This is a genomic window from Defluviimonas salinarum, from assembly GCF_026013545.1.
Classification (GTDB): domain Bacteria; phylum Pseudomonadota; class Alphaproteobacteria; order Rhodobacterales; family Rhodobacteraceae; genus Albidovulum; species Albidovulum salinarum.
Genome location: NZ_JAPDOG010000009.1, coordinates 19,888 through 39,642 on the forward strand (window position 1 = coordinate 19,888; position 19,755 = coordinate 39,642).

The following is a 19,755-nucleotide window of genomic DNA, read 5'->3' on the forward strand; positions in this document are numbered from 1 at the left end:
ATGACGGAAGCCGAGGGAGAGGTCGTCGAGCGGGACGAGGACGAATACGCCCTCGATCCCGAGGTCGTCGATGCCATCCTCGATGCCGTCGAGGCCGGTGATGCCGCGCGCATCGACGAGTTGATGGAGCCGCTGCACGCGGCCGACATCGCCGACCTTTTCGAGCAGATCGGTTACAACGACCGGGCCGCGCTGATCGGCCTCTGGTCGCGCGGCATCGACGGCGAGATCCTCTCCGAACTCGACGAATCGATCCGCGAGGAAGTGATCGAGTTGCTGCCGCACGAGGTCCTGACCGAGGCGGTGCGGGAACTCGATTCCGACGACGTCGTCGACCTCATCGAGGACCTCGAGGAGCCGCAGCAGGAGCGCATCCTCGGCGCGCTCGAGGACAGCGACCGGGCCGCCGTCGAGCAGTCGCTCACCTATCCGGAATATTCCGCCGGCCGGCTCATGCAACGCGAGGTTGTGACCGCGCCGGATGACTGGACGGTCGGGCAGGCGATCGATTTCCTGCGAAACGCCAAGGAGTTGCCGGATCAGTTCTACCACGTGATTCTGATCGACCCACGCTGGCATCCCACCGGTTACGTCACGCTTGGCAAGCTTCTGTCGTCGAAGCGGGCAGTGCCGCTGACCGACATCACCGAGGACAGTTTCCGCACCATCGACGTGCTGGAGGAGGAGGGCGATGTCGCCTATGCCTTCAACCAGTACCACCTGATCTCGGCGCCCGTCGTGGATGCCGACGACCGGTTGGTCGGCGTCATCACCATAGACGACGCGATGGCGGTCCTCGACGAGGAGCACGAGGAGGACATCCTGCGCCTCGCCGGCGTCGGCGAGGGCTCGCTTTCCGACAGCGTGGTCGAGACGACGAAGCAGCGCCTGCCCTGGCTGGCCGTCAACCTCGTCACCGCGATCCTCGCCTCGATCGTCATCGCCCAGTTCGAGGGCGTGATCGGGCGGATCGTGGCGCTCGCGGTGCTGATGCCGATCGTCGCCTCGATGGGCGGCAATGCCGGGACCCAGGCGCTGACGGTCGCGGTGCGCGCCATCGCGACGCGCGACCTCACGGGCTCGAACATGTGGCGGGTCGTCCGCCGCGAGGCCACCGTCGGCCTTTTCAACGGCGTGATCTTCGCCGTCGTCATGGGCGCGGTCGGCTGGTTCTGGTTCGGCTCCGCGATGATCGGGGTGGTGCTCGCTGCCGCAATGGTGGTCAATCTGGTCGTTGCCGGGCTCGCCGGGATTCTGGTGCCCGTGGCACTTGAGAAGGCAGGCGTGGACCCCGCGCTCGCCTCGGGAGCCTTCGTGACGACGGTGACCGATGTGGTCGGGTTCTTCGCGTTCCTCGGACTGGCGGCGGTGGTGCTTCTGTGAACCTGACTGAAATCAAGGCGGCTGCGCGGGCGGAGGCATTTGCCCGGCGCAAGGTGGCGTTCGCGGCGCGGGCGGCTGAGGATTGCGCCCGCCTGAAGGCGGTGCTAACGGAGCATTCCGGCAAGGCGCTCGCGGGCTACATGCCGATGCGGACCGAGATCGACTGCCTGCCGGCGATGGCGGCGCATGCGGGGGCGGTCGGCGTGCCGGTGATCCTCGGGGCAGGGACGCCCTTGAAGTTCCGTAGCTGGAGCCCGGAGGCGACGATGGTCGCAGGCGAGTTCGGTGCCCTCATCCCCGAGAGCGGCGACTGGGTCGAGCCCGATGTCCTGATCGTGCCGCTTCTGGCCTTCGACCGGCGCGGCTACCGCCTCGGCTATGGCGGCGGCTTCTACGACCGGACGCTCGAGGGGCTCCGTGCGCGAAAATCCGTGACCGCGATCGGCTTCGCCTTCGCGGCGCAGGAGGTGGACGAGGTGCCGATCGAGCCGACCGACCAGCCGCTCGACCTGATTGTCACCGAGGCCGAGGTCTTCGCGCCGGGCCGGTGAGCGGAGGCTTTAAGCTCTGAGCGCCGCCGCCTCGCGCGCAAGCGCGGTGATCGCGGCCCAGTCGCCGGCGGCGACCCGGTCCTTCGGCGCGACCCAGCTGCCGCCGACGCAGAGCACATTGGCAAGTTTCAGGTAGTTTCCGACATTCGCCGGGCCGATGCCGCCCGTCGGGCAGAAGCGGACCTGCGGGATCGGCGCGCCGATCGCGGCGAGCGCGGGAGCGCCGCCGGAGGCTTCGGCGGGGAAGAACTTCTGCACCGTGTAGCCGCGTTCGAGAAGCGCCATCACCTCGGTCGCGGTCGCGGCACCGGGCAGGACCGGCAGGCCCTCGTCCTCACAGGCCTTGAGCAGGCTGTCGGTCGCGCCGGGCGAGACGCCGAACCGGGCACCCGCGGCCTTGGCGGCCTTGACGTCGGCGGGGGTGATGAGGGTGCCCGCGCCGACGACGCCGCCCTCGACCCCGGCCATGGCGCGGATCGCGTCGAGTGCTGCGGGCGTGCGCAGGGTCACCTCGAGTGCCGGAAGGCCGCCAGCGACGAGGGCGCGCGCGAGCGGGGCGGCGCTGGTCATATCCTCGACCACGAGGACCGGAACGACGGGGGCGAGGCGACAGATTTCTTCGGCCTTGGCCGATTGCGCGGCGGGGGTCATCGCTCATCCTTCTGCGGTTCGGCGGGAGGCGGCGTCGGACGCCTCCGGCGGGGGTATTTTGGCAATAAAGAAGCGGGCGCGCTCACAGGAGCGCCGAGGCGCCGTCGGTGGCGGCGCCGACGTGGCGGCGGAAGGTCTCGAAGAGCTCTCGGCCGATGCCGCGGCGGTTGGCCGAGAGGTCCGGGGTCTCGGGTGTGCGGGCGGCGAGGTCGACGCCCCTGACAGCGAGCTCCCCGGTCGTGACGTCGAGCCGGATCACGTCGCCGTCGCGGAGTCGCGCGAGCGGGCCGCCGGCGGCGGCCTCGGGGCTGACATGGATCGCCGCAGGGACCTTGCCGGAGGCGCCCGACATCCGCCCGTCGGTGACGAGCGCGACCCTGAGGCCGCGGCCGAGGAGCACCGACAGCACCGGCGTCAGCGAATGCAGTTCCGGCATGCCGTTGGCCTGCGGTCCCTGGAAACGCACGACGACGACGGTGTCGGCGGTGAACTCGCCCCTCGCGAAGGCGGCCTTGACCTGGTCCTGGTCGGAGAAGATCCGCGCCGGGGCTTCGACGACCTGGTATTCCGGCGCGACGGCCGAAGCCTTGATCACCGCGCGGCCGAGGTTGCCGGTGAGTTCCCTGAGCCCGCCGGTCGGCTGGAACGGGTCGGCGGCCGGACGCAGGATCCTGTCGTTCTCGGTCCTGGTCGGTCCGGCGCGCCAGGCGAGCGCGCCGTCCGTAAGGACCGGCTCCTCGGTATAGCGGCGGAGCCCGTCGCCCGCCACGGTACGGACGTCCTCGTGCAGTAGCCCGGCCTCTAGGAGTTCGCCGATGAGGAAGCCGAGTCCGCCCGCGGCGTGGAAATGGTTCACGTCGGCGAGCCCGTTCGGATAGACCTTGGCCATCAGGGGCACGATTTCCGATATGGCGGCGAAATCCTCGAGCTCCAGCGAGACCCCGGCGGCCCGCGCCATCGCCGGCAGGTGCATCACGAGGTTCGTCGACCCCCCGGTCGCCATAAGCCCGACAATGCCGTTGACGAAGGCGCGTTCGTCGAGGATCTCGCCCGCCGGGCGGAAGTCGTTGCCGAGCGCGGTGATCTTGGCCGCACGGGTCACGGCGGCGGTGGTGAGCGCCTCGCGCAGGGGCGTGTTTGGGTTGACGAAGCTCGCGCCGGGCAGGTGCAGCCCCATGAACTCCATCAGCATCTGGTTGGTGTTCGCGGTGCCGTAGAAGGTGCAGGTTCCGGGTCCGTGATAGGCCGCCATCTCGGCCTTCATCAGCTCGTCGCGGCCGATCTCGCCCGCGGCGAAGCGGTTGCGAATCTTCGACTTCTCGTCATTGGGCAGGCCTGAGGGCATCGGCCCGGCGGGCACGAAGATCGCGGGCACATGGCCGAAGCTGGCCGCCGCCATCACGAGGCCGGGCACGATCTTGTCGCAGACGCCGAGATAGAGTGCCGCGTCGTAGCAGTTGTGGCTCATCGCCACCCCGGCGGCGAGCGCGATCACGTCGCGCGAGAAGAGGCTGAGCTCCATGCCGACCTGGCCTTGCGTGACGCCGTCGCACATCGCCGGCACGCCGCCCGCGACCTGGGCGGTCGCACCGGCAGCGCGGGCGGCGGTGCGGATGAGGTCGGGGTAACGCTCGTAGGGCTGGTGCGCCGACAGCATGTCGTTATAGGCGGTGACGACGCCGATGTTCGGCGCCCGGCCCGCCGCGAGGCGGTCCTTGTCCTCGGCCATCGCGGCATAGGCATGAGCCTGGTTGCCGCAGCTCAGGTGCGCGCGCGCGGGGCCTGCCTCGGCCGCCTGGCGGAGCCGCCCGAGATAGGCGGAGCGGCTCTCGGCCGATCGGCGCTGGATGCGGTCGGTGATCTCGGCAAGGCGCGGGTGCATGGGTGGTTCCTCGAACGTCCGGAATGGCGGGACAATAGCCGCCTCGCCGCGCCATAGCATGATCTGTTATCGCTAACAACCGTCCTGCGCCCATACTGCGCCCGCCATGCACTCGTCGCATGGCGGGGTTTCGCATCTGTCCGTGGCGCTTCCCCGCTGCGTCGCTTACCTCGCCGCCGAACCAGATTGCAGGAGCCCGTCATGGCCCAGACCCTGAAATACGAACTGCCGACCTATGAGGAACAGCGGAACATAATGGCCCGCGCCCGCCAGATGCAGGGCGACGCGATGGCCGAGGCGTTCCGTGCGCTGGCCCGGGCGCTGCGCCGCATGGTGAAGCCCCGGACCGCCGCCACGAGCCACTGAAGCTCGGCAAGGGGCGGGCGCGTCAATGGATGCGCCCTTTCCCCCGCGCGGCGTTCCGACTAGAGGAGGGAAAACCCCTCCTGACCGGACCCGAGCGATGACCGACAGCCCGAGCCTTCCCACCGTCCGCCTGCGCCCCAAGGCCGAAGCCCGCGCCATCCGCCACGGCTTTCCCTGGGTCTATGCCGACGAGCTGGTGACCGACCGGCGCACGCAGGGCCTCGTGCCCGGCTCCATCGCCCGGCTCGAGGATGCCGAGCGGCGGCCGCTCGGCATCGTCACGGTCAACCCGAAATCGAAGATCATTGCCCGGATGCTCGACCGCGACGAGGGCGCGGTGATCGACCGCGCCTGGCTTGGCGCCCGCATCGGCCGCGCGCTGGCCCTGCGCGCGCGGCTCTACGACGCGCCCTACTACCGGCTCGTCCATGCCGAGGCCGACGGACTGCCGGGCGTGATCATCGACCGCTTCGGCGATGCCGCGGTGATCCAGCCCAATGCCGCCTGGGCCGAGGCGATGATCGGTGACCTTGCCGCCGCCCTGGCCGAGGTCACCGGGGTCACCACGATCATCAAGAACGGAACCGGACGCGCGCGCGGGCTCGAAGGGCTGGCGGAGGAGACGGCCGTGCTCGCGGGCGGGCTCGACGGGCCGGTGCCGGTGTCGATGAACGGTGCCGTCTACATGGCCGACCTGATGGGCGGCCAGAAGACCGGGCTCTTTTTCGACCAGCGCGACAACCACGCCTTTGCCGCCCGGCTCGCGAAGGGGGCGCGGATGCTCGACGTCTTTTCGCATGTGGGCGGCTTCGCGCTCGCGTCCCTCGCGGGCGGGGCGGAGAGCGCGCTCTCGGTCGATGCCTCGGCTGCGGCGCTGGAACTGGCCGGGGCGGGCGCAGAGGCCGCGGGCTTCGGCGCGCGGTTCGCGACGCGCAAGGGCGACGCCTTCGCGGTGATGGAGGCGCTGCAGGCCGAGGGCGCAAGCTTCGATCTCGTCGTTTGCGATCCGCCGGCTTTCGCGCCAGCGAAACCGGCGCTCGAGGCCGGGCTTCGCGCCTATGAGCGGGTGGCGCGACTCGCCGCGCCGCTGGTGGCGCCGGGCGGGTACCTCGGGCTTTGCTCCTGCTCGCACGCGGCGGATCTGACGCAGTTCCGCAACGCCTCGGCGCGCGGCATCGGCCGGGGTGGGCGGCGTGGGCAACTCTTGCATACCGGCTTCGCCGGGCCCGACCATCCGCAGCTGCCGCAGCTGGCCGAGAGCGGCTATCTCAAGGCGCTGTTCTTCCGGCTCGACGGATGAAGGTCGTCCTCGACGCCTGCGTCCTCTATCCGACGGTGCTGCGCGAGATCCTGATCGGCGCCGCGCGGGCCGGGCTCTACACGCCGCTCTGGTCCGACCGCATCCTCGAGGAATGGGCGCGGGCGAGCGTCAAGCTCGGCCCCGGCGCCGAGACGATCGCGCGGGGCGAGATCGCTGTGCTGCGCGCCGGCTTCCCGAAAGCCTCGGTCGCGCCGCATGACGGGCTCGCCGCGCGGCTCTGGCTGCCGGATCCCGCCGATATCCATGTGCTGGCCGCCGCGATCGCGGGCCATGCGGACCTGATCGTCACCTTCAACGCTGCCGACTTTCCGCGCCATGTGCTGGCCGAGGAAGGCGTGCGACGCGAGGATCCCGACAGCTTCCTCCTCGACCTCTGGCGCACCGATCCCGGCGCGGTCGGCGATGCCGTCGCGGCGGTTCAGGCGGAGGCGGAGCGGCTGTCCGGCGCGCCGCAGCCGCTCCGCGCGCTGCTCAAGCGCGCCAAGCTGCCGCGGCTTGGCAAGGCTTTGGCCGGCTGACGGGGCTCAGACCAGCGTACCCTCGGCCGTGAGCCGGGTCTTGCCGCCGAGCCAGGGATGCAGCGCCTCGGGCAGCACGACCGAGCCGTCGGCCTGCTGGCCGTTCTCGAGAACCGCGATCAGGCAGCGCCCGACGGCGAGGCCGGAGCCGTTCAGCGTGTGGACGAAATCGGGCTTGCCGCCGGCAGGCCGGAAGCGCGCGTTCATCCGCCGCGCCTGGAAGTCGCCGCAGACCGAGACCGAGCTGATCTCGCGGTACTTGTTCTGCCCCGGCAGCCAGACTTCGAGATCGTGGGTCTTGCGCGCGCCGAAGCCCATGTCGCCGGTGCAGAGGACCACGGTGCGGTAGGGGAGCCCCAGCCGCTCCAGAACGGCCTCGGCGCATTTCGTCATCCGCTCATGCTCTGCGAGCGAGGTGTCGGGCGTGGTGATCGACACCATCTCGACCTTCTCGAACTGATGCTGACGGAGCATGCCCGAGGTGTCCTTGCCCGCCGAACCGGCCTCGGAGCGGAAGCACTGGGTATGGGCGGTCATGCGGATCGGCAGCGCCGCCTCGTCGAGGATGTCGCCCGCGACGGTATTGGTGAGCGTCACTTCCGAGGTCGGAATGAGCCACCAGCCGTTGGTGGTCTGGTAGCTGTCCTCGGCGAATTTCGGCAGCTGGTTGGTGCCGTACATCGCGTCGTCCCTGACCAGCACGGGGGTCATCGTCTCCGTCAGCCCGTGTTCGCTTGTGTGCAGGTCGAGCATGAACTGCGCCAGCGCCCGGTGGATGCGGGCGACGCCGCCGCGCAGGAGGACGAAGCGGGCGCCCGAAAGCTTCGCGGCGGTCTCGAAATCCATGCCGGGCTTCACGCCCGCGATTTCGAAATGTTCGACCGGCTTGAAGTCGAATTCGCGCGGGGTGCCCCAGCGGCGGACCTCGACGTTGTCGTTCTCGTCCGCGCCCTCGGGCACGTCCGCAAGCGGCAGGTTCGGGATCGTCATCAGGAGATTGCGCAGGCGCGAGTCCTCGACCTCGGCCTCCTCGTTCAGCCGCGCCACCTCGGCCTTCTTCTCGGCGACGAGGGCGCGCAGCCGCTCGAACTCCGCCTCGTCGCCCTTGGCCTTGGCAGCACCGACCTCCTTGGAGGCGGCGTTCTGCGCGGCCTGCGCGGTCTCGGCCGCGAGGATCTTCGCGCGGCGCGCCTCGTCGACACCAAGGATATCTGCGCTGAGCCCGAACAGACCCCGGCGCCCGAGGGCGGCGTCGAAGGCATCGGGGTTCTCTCGGATCGCGCGGATGTCGTGCATGATGGGCCTCTTCGGGGTCGTTCGGGCCAGATATGCCCGATCCGGGCGGGAAGGGGAACCGGGAATCTGTACGCCCGGACCTCCGTGGCGCCATCGGCGGGGTATTTGAGTAAACGCATGAGGATCGGTATATAAATTATGGAATATAAAGATAAATTTCTAAACTCACTTGTTCGATGGCATTGGCGGCGTTCGGTTGGCCGCCCCGGTTACGTCGTGCCGTTCCCGTCGCCGGCGGCGAACCCGAGGGGGCGGCGTACCGGTCGCGGCCATAGGGTTGGCGCCCATTAGGCGGGGGTTGGCGCAACCTCGCGCCGCCCGCGGCTTGCCTGAACCGGCGCGGCGACGGGGCTGCTCCTTGCAAAGCCCCTTTCCCGCCTATAGGTTCCCCGCGACAAAAAATCCGGGCCGCTAGCGCCCACCGACCGAGAGGACGCCTTTCCATGATCATCACTCCCGCCTATGCGCAGGCCGCCGGTGGCGGTGGCGCTGCCGGTCTCGCGCAGTTCCTGCCGCTGATCCTGATCTTCGCGATCATGTACTTCCTGCTGATCCGTCCGCAGCAGAAGAAGCTGAAGGAACACAAGGCGATGGTCGAAGCGCTGCGGCGCGGGGACCAGATCGTCACCCAGGGCGGGATCATCGGCAAGGTGGCCAAGGTCAAGGAGGACGGCGAACTCGAAGTCGAGATCGCCGAGGGCGTGAAGGTGCGCGTCGTCCGCGCCACCGTGACCCAGGTCCTGTCGAAGACCGAACCTGCGGCGACGAAGTAATCCCGACAGACCAGAACCGAGACCGGATCCCCGATCATGCTGCAATTTCCCCTTTGGAAGCGGATCATCATCCTGGGGCTCTGCGCTCTCGGGCTGCTGACGGCGCTGCCCAACGCCTTCTACACCCGCGCCGAGCGGCACAACGACGCCGTCACCGCGGCCGAGAAAGCCGGTTTCGAGACGCCGGAGCAGGAGGCTGACCGGGCGCTCTGGCCCGATTTCCTGCCCTCGAACGTGGTCAATCTCGGCCTCGACCTGAGGGGCGGCGCGCATCTTCTGGCCGAGGTCCAGGTCGCCGATGTTTACAAGGCACGGATGGACGGGCTCTGGCCCGAGATGCGCAAGGCGCTCGCGGACGCGCGGGGCGAGATCGGCGGCATCCGCCGCGCGCCCTCGGATCCCTCGGAGCTGCGTATCCAGATCGAGAAGCCCGAGGCGATGGCGAAGGCGGTCGAGGTCGCGAACGGCCTTGCCTCCAACGTCGTCAGCCTGACCGGCGTCGGCCAGAAGGATCTCGACATCACCGCCGAGGGCAACCAGCTCATCGTCCGGCTCTCGGAGGCCGAGCGTGCCGCGACCGATGACCGGACCATGCAGCAGTCGCTGGAGATCATCCGCCGGCGGATCGACGGCGCGGGCACCCGCGAACCGACGATCCAGCGCCAGGGCACCGACCGGATCCTGATCCAGGTGCCGGGCGTGGGCTCGGCCGCCGAGCTCAAGGCATGGATCGGCACCACCGCGCAGCTCACCTTCCACCCGGTCGTCGGCCGCGGCACCGACGGCAACGCGATCGCCAAGCCGGACACGATGATCGTGCCGTCGATCGACGAGGACGAGCAGGGCGTCTTCTACACGCTCGACGAGGTGCCGGTCGTGACCGGCGAGGATCTCGTCGACGCGCGCCCCGAGTTCGACCAGAACGGCCGCCCGGCCGTCGGGTTCCGCTTCAACCCGTCCGGCGCGCGCAAGTTCGGCGATTACACCGCCACCAATGTCGGCCAGCTCTTCGCCATCGTGCTCGACAACGAGGTGATCTCGGCGCCGCGCATCAACCAGCACATCCCGGGCGGATCGGGGATCATCACCGGCTCGTTCACGGTGGAAAGCTCCACCAACCTCGCGGTGCTGCTGCGTGCGGGCGCGCTGCCGGCGAAGATGACCTTCCTCGAGGAACGCACGATCGGGCCGGAACTCGGCCAGGATTCGATCGACGCGGGCCGCGTCGCCGCGATCGTCGGCACCGTGGCGGTCGTCGCCTTCATGATCGCGAGCTACGGGCTCTTCGGCGTGTTCGCCACCGTCGCGCTCGCGCTCAACATCTCGATGATGTTCGGCATCCTGTCGATGATCGGCGCCACGCTGACGCTGCCCGGCATCGCCGGCATCGTGCTGACGGTCGGCATGGCGGTCGACGCCAACGTGCTGATCTTCGAGCGCATCCGCGAGGAGATGAAGACCGCCAAGGGCCCGGCGCGGGCGATCGAGCTCGGCTATGAAAAGGCCATGTCGGCCATCGTCGACGCCAACATCACCACCTTCATCACCGCGCTGATCCTCTTTTTCCTCGGCTCCGGCCCGGTGAAGGGCTTCGCGGTCACGCTCGTCATCGGCCTCGTCACCTCGGTCTTCACCGCGATCTACGTGACACGGCTCTTCGTCACCACCTGGTTCGACCGGAAACGGCCGAAGACGATCACGGTCTGAGGGACATCATCATGGCATTCCGTCTCAAGCTCGTCCCCGAAACCACCAACATCGACTTCTTCCGCTGGGCCTCCGTCACCTTCGGCGGCTCCGTCCTGCTGGTGATCGCTTCGATCATCCTGAGCGTCATCATGGGGCTCAACTTCGGCATCGACTTCAAGGGCGGCACCACGATCCGCACCGAGTCGACCTCGCCCGTCGATGTCGGCGCCTACCGCGCGGCGGTGCAGCCCCTCGGCCTCGGCGACGTGCTGATCTCCCAAGTCTACGACCCGACCTTCCGCGAAGACCAGCATGTCGCGATGGTGCGCATCCAGGCACAGGAAGGCGACGAGGCGATCACGCCCGAGATCATCGGCAAGGTCGAGACGGCGCTGAAGGGCGTCGATCCCTCGATCACCTTCCCGTCGGTGGAATCGGTCGGCCCCAAGGTCTCGGGCGAGTTGATCTGGACCGCGGTGCTCTCGGTCCTCGCCGGGGTCGCCGCGATCTGCTTCTACATCTGGCTCCGCTTCGAATGGCAGTTCGCGGTCGGCGCGGTGGTGGCGCTCGTCCACGACATCGGCCTCACGATCGGGATCTTCTCGCTCTTCCAGCTCAAGTTCGACCTGACGATCATCGCGGCCCTCCTGACCATCCTCGGCTATTCGATCAACGACACCGTCGTGGTCTTCGACCGGCTACGGGAGAACCTCATCAAGTACAAGACGACGCCGCTCCGCGATCTCTGCAACCTCTCGGTCAACGAGACCCTGAGCCGAACGGTGATGACCTCGGGCACGACGCTCATGGCACTGACCGCGCTTCTCGTCTTCGGCGGCGACGTGATCCGCGGCTTCGTCTTCGCGATGACCTGGGGCGTGATCGTTGGCACCTACTCCTCGGTCTACGTCGCCAAGAACGTCGTCCTGATCCTCGGTGTGAAACGCGACTGGGGCAAGAAGGAGGACGGGCCGGCCGGGACCCAGTTCGCGGCCGGGAAATGATCCGGCTGAACGAGATCCCGTTCAACGGCGCCCGGCCGGTCGACGGCTACGGGCCGGGCTTCTTCCGCGTCGGCGGCGAGGTCATCCACGGAGCGGTGCTCGTCACCGCGCGCGGGGCGCAGGCCTGGGGCGGCTATGATGACGCCGGCCCGCTCCTGGCGCTCGCCGGAGAGATCGACGTCCTCCTGGTCGGCACCGGCCGCACGATCGCCCATCCGCCGGCCGCCTTGCGCGACAAGCTCGACGCGGTCGGGATCGGGGTCGAGCCGATGGCCAGCGACGCGGCGGCGCGGACCTACAACGTGCTCCTGTCGGAGGGGCGGCGGATCGCCGCGGCGCTCCTGCCGGTCGATTAGGCGCTTTGCCTTCCCGCCCGGATCGGCTAACCCCTTGACCATGATGCTCTCGGTCCACGACCTCGCCGTCTCGCGCGGCGGTATCGCGATCCTCGAACGGGTGGGCTTCGTGCTCGACCCGGGCGAGGCGCTGGTGCTGCGCGGCCCGAACGGCATCGGCAAGACGACGCTCCTGCGCAGCATCGCCGGGCTGCAGCCGCCGGTGGCGGGAAGGGCCGAACTGCCGCCCGAAGGCGCCGCCTACGCCGGCCATGCCGACGGGCTTAAGGCAACACTCAGCGTGGCCGAGAACCTGACCTTCTGGGCCCGGATCTATGGCCAGGGCGACATCGCGCCTGCCCTTCACGCGATGGACCTCGAGGGTCTCGCCGAACGCCCGGCGCAGAACCTCTCGGCCGGCCAGAAGCGCCGCCTCGGCCTCGCGCGGCTTCTCGTCACCGGCCGCCGGCTCTGGCTCCTCGACGAGCCGACGGTCTCGCTCGACACCGCCTCGGTCGCCCTCTTCGCCGCCGCGATCCGCGCCCATCTCGCGTCCGGGGGCGCCGCGCTCATGGCCACCCATATCGACCTCGGCCTCGAAGAGGCGCGGATCCTCGACCTCACACCCTTCCGCGCGACACTTCCCGCGCCGGGACAGGGCGGCGGCTTCGACGAGGCCTTCGCATGATCTGCTTCTTCATTGCCGAAATACCCCGGGGGTCCGGGGGCAGGGCCCCCGGCGCCCGCCACCGGGGAGAGACCTGCCCATGCTAGCGCTCCTCCTCCGCGACCTGCGCCTTGCCACCCGCGCCGGCGGCGGCTTCGGGCTCTCGCTCGCCTTCTTCCTCATCGTCACCGTGCTCGTCCCGTTCGGTGTCGGCCCCGAGGGCGGCACGCTGTCGCGCATCGCGCCCGGCATCCTCTGGGTCGGCGCGCTCCTCGCCTGCCTCCTCTCGCTCGACCGGATCTTCGCGCTCGACCGCGAGGACGGCTCGCTCGACCTCCTCGCCACGGCGCCGATCCCGCTCGAAGGCGTGGTCGCGGTGAAGGCGCTCGCGCACTGGCTGACGACCGGGCTGCCGCTCACGCTCGCCGCCCCGGTCCTCGGCGTGCTTCTCCATCTGCCGGGTCCAGGGTTTGCCTGGCTCACGCTCTCGCTCGCGGCCGGCACGCCGGCCCTCTCCATCATCGGCACCTTCGGCGCGGCGCTCACCGTGGGGCTGAAGCGCGGCGGACTTCTGCTGTCGCTCCTCGTCCTGCCGCTCTACATCCCGACGCTGATCTTCGGGGCCGAGGCGGCGCGGCGCGGGGGCGAGGGGCTCGCCACCTTCACGCCGCTCCTGATGCAGGGGGGCATCACCCTGGGCGCGCTCGCGATCCTGCCTTTCGCCGCGGCTGCGGCAATCCGCGTCAATCTGCGCTAGGGAGGCCCGTGCTATGGATGTTGAGCACCGCGGCCGGAACCGCTAGTCAGGACGCCATGTCGATCTGGGAATACGCCAACCCGAAGAAGTTCATGCAGACCTCGGCCTGGGCGCTGCCCTGGGTGACGGGGCTCGCGGTCGTGACGCTCGTCACCGGCCTCGTTTGGGGCTTCTTCTTCACGCCCGACGACTACCGCCAGGGCGCGACCGTCAAGATCATCTATATCCACGTCCCCTCGGCGATGATGGCGATCAATGCCTGGGCGATGATGCTCGTCACCTCGATGATCTGGCTCGTCCGCCGCCACCATGTCTCGGTCCTCGCCGCCAAGGCGGCTGCGCCGATCGGCGTCACGATGACGCTGATCGCACTCTTCACCGGGGCGATCTGGGGCCAGCCGATGTGGGGCACCTGGTGGGCCTGGGATCCGCGGCTGACCTCGTTCCTGATCCTCTTCCTCTTCTATCTCGGCTACATCGCGCTCTGGGAGGCGGTCGAGGACCCCGACACCGCGGCCGACCTCACCTCGGTTCTCTGCCTCGTCGGCTCGGTCTTCGCGCTCCTGTCGCGCTATGCCGTCCTCTTCTGGAACCAGGGCCTCCACCAGGGCGCCTCCCTCTCCCTCGACGCCGAGGAACATGTCGCCGATACCTATGCCTGGCCCCTCTGGGTCTCGATGGCGGGTTTCGTCCTTCTCTTCGTCACCCTCGTCCTGATCCGCACCCGGACCGAGATCCGCGCCCGCCGACTCAGGGCGCTCGAGGCGCGGGAAAGGATGGCGTGATGGTGGACCTAGGCAAATACGCGGGCACCGTGCTCGGCGCCTACGGCGTGACGATCCTCCTGATCCTGGGCCTCGTCTGGCTGTCGCTTAGGAAGGGTGCCGAGATGCGCCGGCGGCTCGAGGCACAGGAAAAGAGGATGGGACGCAATGGCTAGGATCTCGCCGCTAATGGCGCTGCCGCCGGCGATCTTCGCCGGGCTCGCGCTGATGTTCGTTCTCGGCATGCAGCGCGAGGATCCCGACGCGCTGCCGTCAACGCTCGAAGGCCGCGATGCGCCTGCCGTCGTAGTGACGCCGCTCGCCGACCTGCCGGTCTTTTCCGACGCCGATCTCAGGGACGGCAAGGTCAAGCTCGTGAACTTCTGGGCAAGCTGGTGCGCCCCATGCCGGGCCGAGCATCCCAACCTCACGAAGCTCGCCGGAGAGGGCGTGACGATCTACGGCGTCAACTACAAGGATAGGCCGCAGGCGGCGCTGAAGTTCCTCGCCGATCTCGGCAACCCGTTCGCGGCCACCGGCGCGGACGAGAGCGGCCGCATGGGGATCGACTGGGGCCTCTACGGCGTGCCCGAGACCTTCGTGATCGACGGCGAGGGCAAGGTCATCCTGCGCTTCGCCGGCCCGATCACCGAGCGGGTGCTCGCATCCGACATCCGCCCGGCGATGGAGAAGGCCGCGGCCAAATAGGCGGCCAATCAGGTCGTGATCAGCTGCGCGAGATCGTAATGGTGGAGCGCCCGGTCGGCGACCAGTTCGGCCTCGTCGGGATGGATATGCGGGTGCTGCCAGTCCTCGCCGGCGAAGGCCTTCAGCGACTCCACGTCCTTCCAGACCATCACCATGCAGAACTCGCGCGGGCATTCCGGCCGCGGCAGGCCGGGCGTGGCCGAGACGAGGCCGGGCTGGCTTTTCACCAGGGGCAGTGCGGTGTGGAGAAAGAACTCGCGGAACTCCGCCTCCTTGCCCTCGTGGATGGTCGCGCGAAATATGCGGATGATCATGGTTCGCCTCCCTTTTCACTGGGGAAAGGATAGCACAATCGCGCCCGACCCGGCGGCCTCGACCGATCGAGGCCATCGTTCTGAAGACCTATCCAAACGGCGATGCCCCATGCTGCCCTTGGAATCAAAGAGGGCTCCGCCGGAGCGGAGCCCTTCACCAGGCCCTTTGAGACCAAGGTCAGGCGCGGGCGAGATTCCTCAGCACATAGTGCAGCACGCCGCCGTTCTCGACGTATTCGATCTCGACCTCGGTATCGATCCGGCACTTGATCTTGATCACCTTCTCGCTGCCGTCCGCGTAGCGGATCGTGCAGGGCACGAGCGCGAGCGGCTTCAGATCGCCGGCAAGGCCCTGGATCGAGATCACCTCGTCGCCCTTGAGGCCGAGGGTCTTGCGGTTGTCGCCGCCAGTGAATTCGAACGGGATCACCCCCATGCCCACGAGGTTGGAGCGGTGGATGCGCTCGAAACTCTCGGCGATGACCGCCTTGACGCCGAGAAGGTTGGTGCCCTTCGCCGCCCAGTCGCGGCTGGAGCCCGCGCCGTATTCGATACCGCCGATGACGATGAGGGGCGTGCCCGCCGCCTGGTATTCCATCGAGGCGTCGTAGATCGAGGTCTGCTTGCCGTCGGGCCCGAGCGTGTAGCCGCCCTCGACCCCGTCCAGCATCTCGTTCTTGATGCGGATATTGGCGAAGGTGCCGCGCATCATGACTTCGTGGTTGCCCCGGCGCGAGCCGTAGGAGTTGAAGTCCTTCGGTGCCACCTGCCGCTCGGTCAGGTACTGGCCGGCGGGCGTCGTCGGCTTAAAGGAGCCTGCGGGCGAGATGTGGTCGGTCGTGATCATGTCACCGAGCAGCGCCAGGATGCGGGCGCCCTCGATGTCGTGGATCGCGCCCTTCTCCTTGGCCATGCCCTGGAAGTAGGGCGGGTTCTGGATGTAGGTCGAGGTCGGCGGCCAGTCATAGGTCTCCGATTCCGTGACCTTGACGCCCTGCCACTTGGCATCGCCCTTGAACACGTCGGCGTATTTCTTCTGGAACGCCTCGCGGGTGACGGTCGCGTGGACGAGATCGGCGATCTCCTTGTTGGTCGGCCAGATGTCCTTGAGATAGACCGGCTTGCCGTCCTTGCCGGTGCCGAGGGGCTCCGTCGCGAGGTCGATGTTCATGTCGCCCGCGAGCGCATAGGCGACGACCAGCGGCGGCGAGGCGAGGTAGTTGGCGCGGACGTCGGGGCTGATCCGGCCCTCGAAGTTGCGGTTGCCCGAGAGGACCGCGGTCGCGACGAGGTCGCCCTCGGCGATGGCGGCCGAAATCTCGGGCTGCAAGGGACCGGAGTTGCCGATGCAGGTGGTGCAGCCGTAGCCCACGAGGTTGAAGCCGATGGCGTCGAGATCGTCCTGCAGGCCGGCGGCCTCAAGGTATTCGCTGACGACCTGCGAGCCGGGCGCGAGCGAGGTCTTGACCCAGGGCTTGCGGTTCAACCCAAGCTCGCGCGCCTTGCGCGCCACGAGCCCCGCGCCGATCAGCACGTAGGGGTTCGAGGTGTTGGTGCAGGAGGTGATCGAGGCGATCACGACCTTGCCCGAGGACATGGTGTAATCCTCGCCCTTCACCTCCACGTCCTTGCCCATCGGGCGCTTGAACGTCGCCTCCATCTCCCTGGCGAAGGCCGACTTTGCGTCGGTCAGGGCGAGGTAGTCCTGCGGCCGCTTCGGGCCCGAGATCGCCGGGACGATCGTGGACATGTCGAGTTCCAGCGTCGAGGTGTAGATCGGGTCGTAATCCGCGCCGCGCCAGAAGCCGTTCTCCTTGGCATAGGCCTCGACGAGCGCGATGCGGTCCTCGTCGCGCCCCGTTTGCCGCAGGTAGCGCAGAGTCTCGGCGTCGATCGGGAAGAAGCCGCAGGTCGCGCCGTATTCCGGCGCCATGTTGGCGATCGTCGCGCGGTCGGCGAGCGGCAGGTGATCGAGGCCCGGCCCGTAGAACTCGACGAACTTGCCGACGACGCCGTGCTTCCGAAGCATCTGGACGACCTTGAGGACGAGGTCGGTCGCGGTCGTGCCCTCGACCATCTCGCCCGTGAGCTTGAAGCCGACGACCTCGGGGATCAGCATCGAGACCGGCTGGCCGAGCATCGCCGCCTCGGCCTCGATCCCGCCGACGCCCCAGCCGAGAACGGCGAGGCCGTTGACCATCGTGGTGTGCGAGTCGGTGCCGACCAACGTGTCGGGGTAGGCGACCGTGTCACCGTTCTGGTCGGTATCGGTCCAGACCGTCTGGGCGAGGTATTCGAGGTTCACTTGATGGCAGATGCCGGTGCCGGGCGGCACGACGCGGAAGTTCTGGAACGCGTTCTGGCCCCATTTCAGGAAGACGTAGCGCTCCATGTTGCGCTCGTATTCCAGATCGACATTGCGCTGGAAGGCGCGGGGATTGCCGAACTCGTCGATCATCACCGAATGGTCGATTACGAGGTCCACCGGGTTCAGGGGGTTAATCTTCTGCGCGTCGCCGCCGAGCGCCTTGATCCCGTCGCGCATCGCCGCAAGATCGACGACCGCGGGGACGCCGGTGAAGTCCTGCATGAGCACGCGCGCCGGGCGGTAGGCGATCTCGCGCGGGTTCTGGCCGCCCTGCTTGCCCCAGTCGGAGAACGCCTTGATGTCATCGACCGACACCGTGCGGCCGCCATCCTCGAAGCGCAGCATGTTCTCCAGCACCACCTTCAGCGCCGCGGGCAGCTTGGAGAACTCGCCGAGTCCCGCGGCCTCTGCCGCCGGGATCGAGTAATAGGCGACGGACGTGCCGCCGGCGGAAAGTGTCTTGCGCGTCTTGGCGGTGTCCTTGCCGGTGACGATGGGCATCGGGATCTCCCTTCTCGTTGAGGGTGTCGCTCGGGTCTCTCGGCTTGCGTTGTGCCGCAACGTAACGGGCCGATCAAGTGCGATACGGCGCATTGTATACCATTGTGCACAAAGAGCCGCAAGAGGGCTCGAGCGGTCCTCGCGAACTCTCGCAAAACCTTGATTGGCCTTCTGCCCGGCCTTTGTCTAGGAAGGAAGGATCAGGGGATACGGAACTGGAAACATGCGCAGGATTATCGGCGCCGCGCTCGGTTGTTGGCTCGGGGTGATGGGGGCGGCCATCGCCGAGGAGAAGGACACGGAGCCGGTTCTCGTCGAACTCTACACGTCCCAGGGCTGTTCCTCCTGTCCGCCGGCCGACGCGATCCTCGCCGGGCTGTCCGCGCGCGACGACGTCATCGCGCTCGCGCTTCATGTCGATTACTGGGACTACATTGGCTGGAAGGACCATTTCGCCAGCCCGCGGTACTCCGCCCGCCAGCGCGCCTATGCCCGCGTCGCGGGAGTGGGCACCGTCTACACGCCGCAGATGATCGTCGCCGGCCGAGATCATTTGATCGGGGTACGCCCGGCCCAACTCGAGGATCTGATTCGACGGTTTCGGGTCCAGCCGTCCCCGGTCTCGCTCGACCTTGCACGGACGGGCGGCAAAGTGCGGGTTCGCGCCGAAGCGCGGGCGCCGCTTTCTCACGGCGCCTTCGTGCAACTCGTGCGCTACACGCCCTCGCAGCGGGTCGAGATCAGCCACGGTGAAAATGCCGGCCGGACGATCGACTATGCCAACATCGTCACCGACTGGAAGAAGGTCGCGGATTGGGACGGCGCGCAGGCGCTCACGCTCGATCTCGCGGCGCCGGGCGACGAGGCGGTCGTGGTGATCATCCAGGAGCCCGGCCCCGGTCCGGTCCTCGCGGCGCGGCAACTGCGCTAGCGGTCGCGGTTCGCTATTAGGACCTCACTTCCAGCGGCGGTGGATCCAGAACCACTGGTCCATGTGCTGACGCGTGAGCAACTCAAGGCTGTCGTTTGCCGCCTGCGTCATCGTCATCGGATCGGAGGGCGGGATCGGCGCCTCGACGACCACGTCGAAACCGAGCCCGTCGGGCTTGCGGATGCCGTAGACCGGGATCATGGCCGCATCGTATTTCAAAGCGAGATCGGCGGCCGACGTGGCGGTATGCGCCGTGCGGCCGAAGAAGCGAAGCGGCGCTCCGTGCCCCATGTGCTGGTCGAGCAGGATTCCCAGCATGCCGCCGGACTTGATGAAGCGCAGCATCGCGCCCATGCCCTGCTTGCCGCGCGGAAACAGGGGCGAGCTGATCCGCTGCATCGCGTCGACGTAATGCGCGTTGAAGAGCGGGTTCTTCATCGGCCGGTAGAGCCCGCCGAACTGGTATCCGTGGGCGACGAGGGCGGCACGGGCCGCGTTGTAGTTGCCGAAGTGGCCGGTGACGAGAATGACGGGCCGGCCGGTACGCTTCGCTTCCGCAAGGGCCTCGACGCCCTCACCCAGAAGCGGCACGTCGCGCTGGCGATCGGCGAATTCCTGGCCCGAATACATCTCGATCATCGACCGGCCGACATTGTCGGGCACCGCCCGGACCAGCCGCGCGACTTCGGCCGGGGGAAGGTCCGGACAGACATGGGCGAGGTTTTCCCGGATGCGCTCGGTCCAGCCGGCGATCGGCGCCGCGATCCGCGAGACGATCCAGCCCGCAACCGGGATCCGTATCCGGTAGGGCAGCGCCCGCGCGACGGCGAGAAGCGCGCGGAAGGCCGCGTCGATCAGCCGGTCGCTGCGGCTCGGGGTGGAATCGGGCGCTGCCGTCATTCGTCTTTGATCGCTACGCGCGGCGTCGGCATGGCCCGCGTTTCCCGCGTCAGACATAGCCGCCGGCGTCCGCGAC

21 protein-coding genes are annotated in these 19,755 nt (G+C 68.3%); 15 read left to right on the top strand and 6 right to left on the bottom strand.

What is annotated here, in order from left to right:
- Positions 1-1,383, top strand: coding sequence for a magnesium transporter (gene mgtE / locus OM960_RS11255; protein WP_263336510.1), 1,383 nt, complete (start codon positions 1-3; stop codon positions 1,381-1,383).
- On the top strand, positions 1,380-1,934 hold the full coding sequence (locus tag OM960_RS11260; protein ID WP_264772018.1) for a 5-formyltetrahydrofolate cyclo-ligase: 555 nt from the start codon (positions 1,380-1,382) through the stop codon (positions 1,932-1,934). Before mgtE ends, OM960_RS11260 begins: the two co-directional genes overlap by 4 nt.
- A 9-nt stretch (positions 1,935-1,943) precedes the next feature.
- On the opposite strand, the gene eda is transcribed toward OM960_RS11260, so the two are convergent.
- Positions 1,944-2,585 carry a bifunctional 4-hydroxy-2-oxoglutarate aldolase/2-dehydro-3-deoxy-phosphogluconate aldolase gene (eda, locus tag OM960_RS11265; protein WP_264772019.1) on the bottom strand — a complete coding sequence of 214 codons (642 nt, stop codon included), beginning with the start codon at positions 2,583-2,585 and terminating at the stop codon, positions 1,944-1,946.
- A gap of 82 nt (positions 2,586-2,667) precedes the next feature.
- On the bottom strand, positions 2,668-4,467 hold the full coding sequence (gene edd, locus OM960_RS11270; RefSeq protein WP_264772020.1) for a phosphogluconate dehydratase: 1,800 nt from the start codon (positions 4,465-4,467) through the stop codon (positions 2,668-2,670).
- Between the two features lie 201 nt (positions 4,468-4,668).
- Here edd and OM960_RS11275 point away from each other — a divergent pair, with 201 nt between their 5' ends.
- The 3 genes from OM960_RS11275 (at position 4,669) to OM960_RS11285 (ending at position 6,672) form a co-directional block, all read left to right on the top strand.
- Positions 4,669-4,833, top strand: a complete 165-nt coding sequence (locus OM960_RS11275) for an RSP_7527 family protein (RefSeq protein WP_263336499.1) — start codon at positions 4,669-4,671, stop codon at positions 4,831-4,833.
- A gap of 97 nt (positions 4,834-4,930) precedes the next feature.
- On the top strand, positions 4,931-6,133 hold the full coding sequence (locus tag OM960_RS11280; RefSeq protein ID WP_264772021.1) for an RSP_2647 family RNA methyltransferase: 1,203 nt from the start codon (positions 4,931-4,933) through the stop codon (positions 6,131-6,133).
- On the top strand, positions 6,130-6,672 hold the full coding sequence (locus OM960_RS11285; protein ID WP_264772022.1) for an RSP_2648 family PIN domain-containing protein: 543 nt from the start codon (positions 6,130-6,132) through the stop codon (positions 6,670-6,672). The genes OM960_RS11280 and OM960_RS11285 overlap by 4 nt, the downstream gene beginning before the upstream one ends.
- A gap of 6 nt (positions 6,673-6,678) precedes the next feature.
- Here the strand turns inward: OM960_RS11285 and serS are convergent, their stop codons facing one another.
- Positions 6,679-7,968 (bottom strand): serine--tRNA ligase, encoded by a 1,290-nt coding sequence (gene serS, locus OM960_RS11290; RefSeq protein ID WP_264772023.1) that lies wholly within the window; start codon positions 7,966-7,968, stop codon positions 6,679-6,681.
- A gap of 443 nt (positions 7,969-8,411) precedes the next feature.
- On the opposite strand from serS, the gene yajC reads away from it, so the two are divergent.
- From yajC to OM960_RS11335, 9 genes are all read left to right on the top strand, one after another.
- A complete protein-coding gene (gene yajC / locus OM960_RS11295) occupies positions 8,412-8,741 on the top strand; it encodes a preprotein translocase subunit YajC (protein ID WP_263336488.1) in 330 nt (109 codons plus the stop codon).
- Positions 8,742-8,777: 36 nt separating this feature from the next.
- The gene (gene secD, locus OM960_RS11300) at positions 8,778-10,448 is read left to right on the top strand and encodes a protein translocase subunit SecD (protein ID WP_264772024.1); all 1,671 of its coding nucleotides are present in this window, start codon (positions 8,778-8,780) and stop codon (positions 10,446-10,448) included.
- An 11-nt stretch (positions 10,449-10,459) separates the two neighbouring features.
- Positions 10,460-11,434, top strand: coding sequence for a protein translocase subunit SecF (secF, locus tag OM960_RS11305; protein ID WP_264772025.1), 975 nt, complete (start codon positions 10,460-10,462; stop codon positions 11,432-11,434).
- Positions 11,434-11,790 carry an Mth938-like domain-containing protein gene (locus tag OM960_RS11310; RefSeq protein ID WP_263336588.1) on the top strand — a complete coding sequence of 119 codons (357 nt, stop codon included), beginning with the start codon at positions 11,434-11,436 and terminating at the stop codon, positions 11,788-11,790. Before secF ends, OM960_RS11310 begins: the two co-directional genes overlap by 1 nt.
- Before the next feature lie 40 nt (positions 11,791-11,830).
- Positions 11,831-12,457, top strand: coding sequence for a heme ABC exporter ATP-binding protein CcmA (ccmA, locus tag OM960_RS11315; RefSeq protein ID WP_263336586.1), 627 nt, complete (start codon positions 11,831-11,833; stop codon positions 12,455-12,457).
- A gap of 79 nt (positions 12,458-12,536) precedes the next feature.
- Positions 12,537-13,193, top strand: coding sequence for a heme exporter protein CcmB (ccmB, locus tag OM960_RS11320; protein ID WP_263336480.1), 657 nt, complete (start codon positions 12,537-12,539; stop codon positions 13,191-13,193).
- A gap of 56 nt (positions 13,194-13,249) precedes the next feature.
- Positions 13,250-13,978 carry a heme ABC transporter permease gene (locus tag OM960_RS11325; RefSeq protein ID WP_263336477.1) on the top strand — a complete coding sequence of 243 codons (729 nt, stop codon included), beginning with the start codon at positions 13,250-13,252 and terminating at the stop codon, positions 13,976-13,978.
- On the top strand, positions 13,978-14,133 hold the full coding sequence (gene ccmD / locus OM960_RS11330) for a heme exporter protein CcmD (RefSeq protein ID WP_263336475.1): 156 nt from the start codon (positions 13,978-13,980) through the stop codon (positions 14,131-14,133). Before OM960_RS11325 ends, ccmD begins: the two co-directional genes overlap by 1 nt.
- Entirely contained in the window at positions 14,126-14,665 is a 540-nt protein-coding gene (locus OM960_RS11335) for a DsbE family thiol:disulfide interchange protein (RefSeq protein ID WP_263336473.1), read from the top strand. Before ccmD ends, OM960_RS11335 begins: the two co-directional genes overlap by 8 nt.
- 8 nt (positions 14,666-14,673) lie before the next feature.
- On the opposite strand, the gene OM960_RS11340 is transcribed toward OM960_RS11335, so the two are convergent.
- Entirely contained in the window at positions 14,674-14,979 is a 306-nt protein-coding gene (locus tag OM960_RS11340) for an antibiotic biosynthesis monooxygenase family protein (RefSeq protein ID WP_264772026.1), read from the bottom strand.
- 178 nt (positions 14,980-15,157) lie between these two features.
- Positions 15,158-17,848, bottom strand: a complete 2,691-nt coding sequence (acnA, locus tag OM960_RS11345) for an aconitate hydratase AcnA (protein WP_264772027.1) — start codon at positions 17,846-17,848, stop codon at positions 15,158-15,160.
- 223 nt (positions 17,849-18,071) lie between these two features.
- Between acnA and OM960_RS11350 the strand changes: the two genes are divergently transcribed.
- Positions 18,072-18,779, top strand: a complete 708-nt coding sequence (locus tag OM960_RS11350) for a DUF1223 domain-containing protein (protein WP_264772028.1) — start codon at positions 18,072-18,074, stop codon at positions 18,777-18,779.
- Positions 18,780-18,803: 24 nt separating this feature from the next.
- Here OM960_RS11350 and OM960_RS11355 read toward each other — a convergent pair whose 3' ends face one another.
- The gene (locus OM960_RS11355) at positions 18,804-19,679 is read right to left on the bottom strand and encodes a lysophospholipid acyltransferase family protein (protein ID WP_263336465.1); all 876 of its coding nucleotides are present in this window, start codon (positions 19,677-19,679) and stop codon (positions 18,804-18,806) included.
- Between the last annotated feature and the right edge of the window lie 76 nt (positions 19,680-19,755).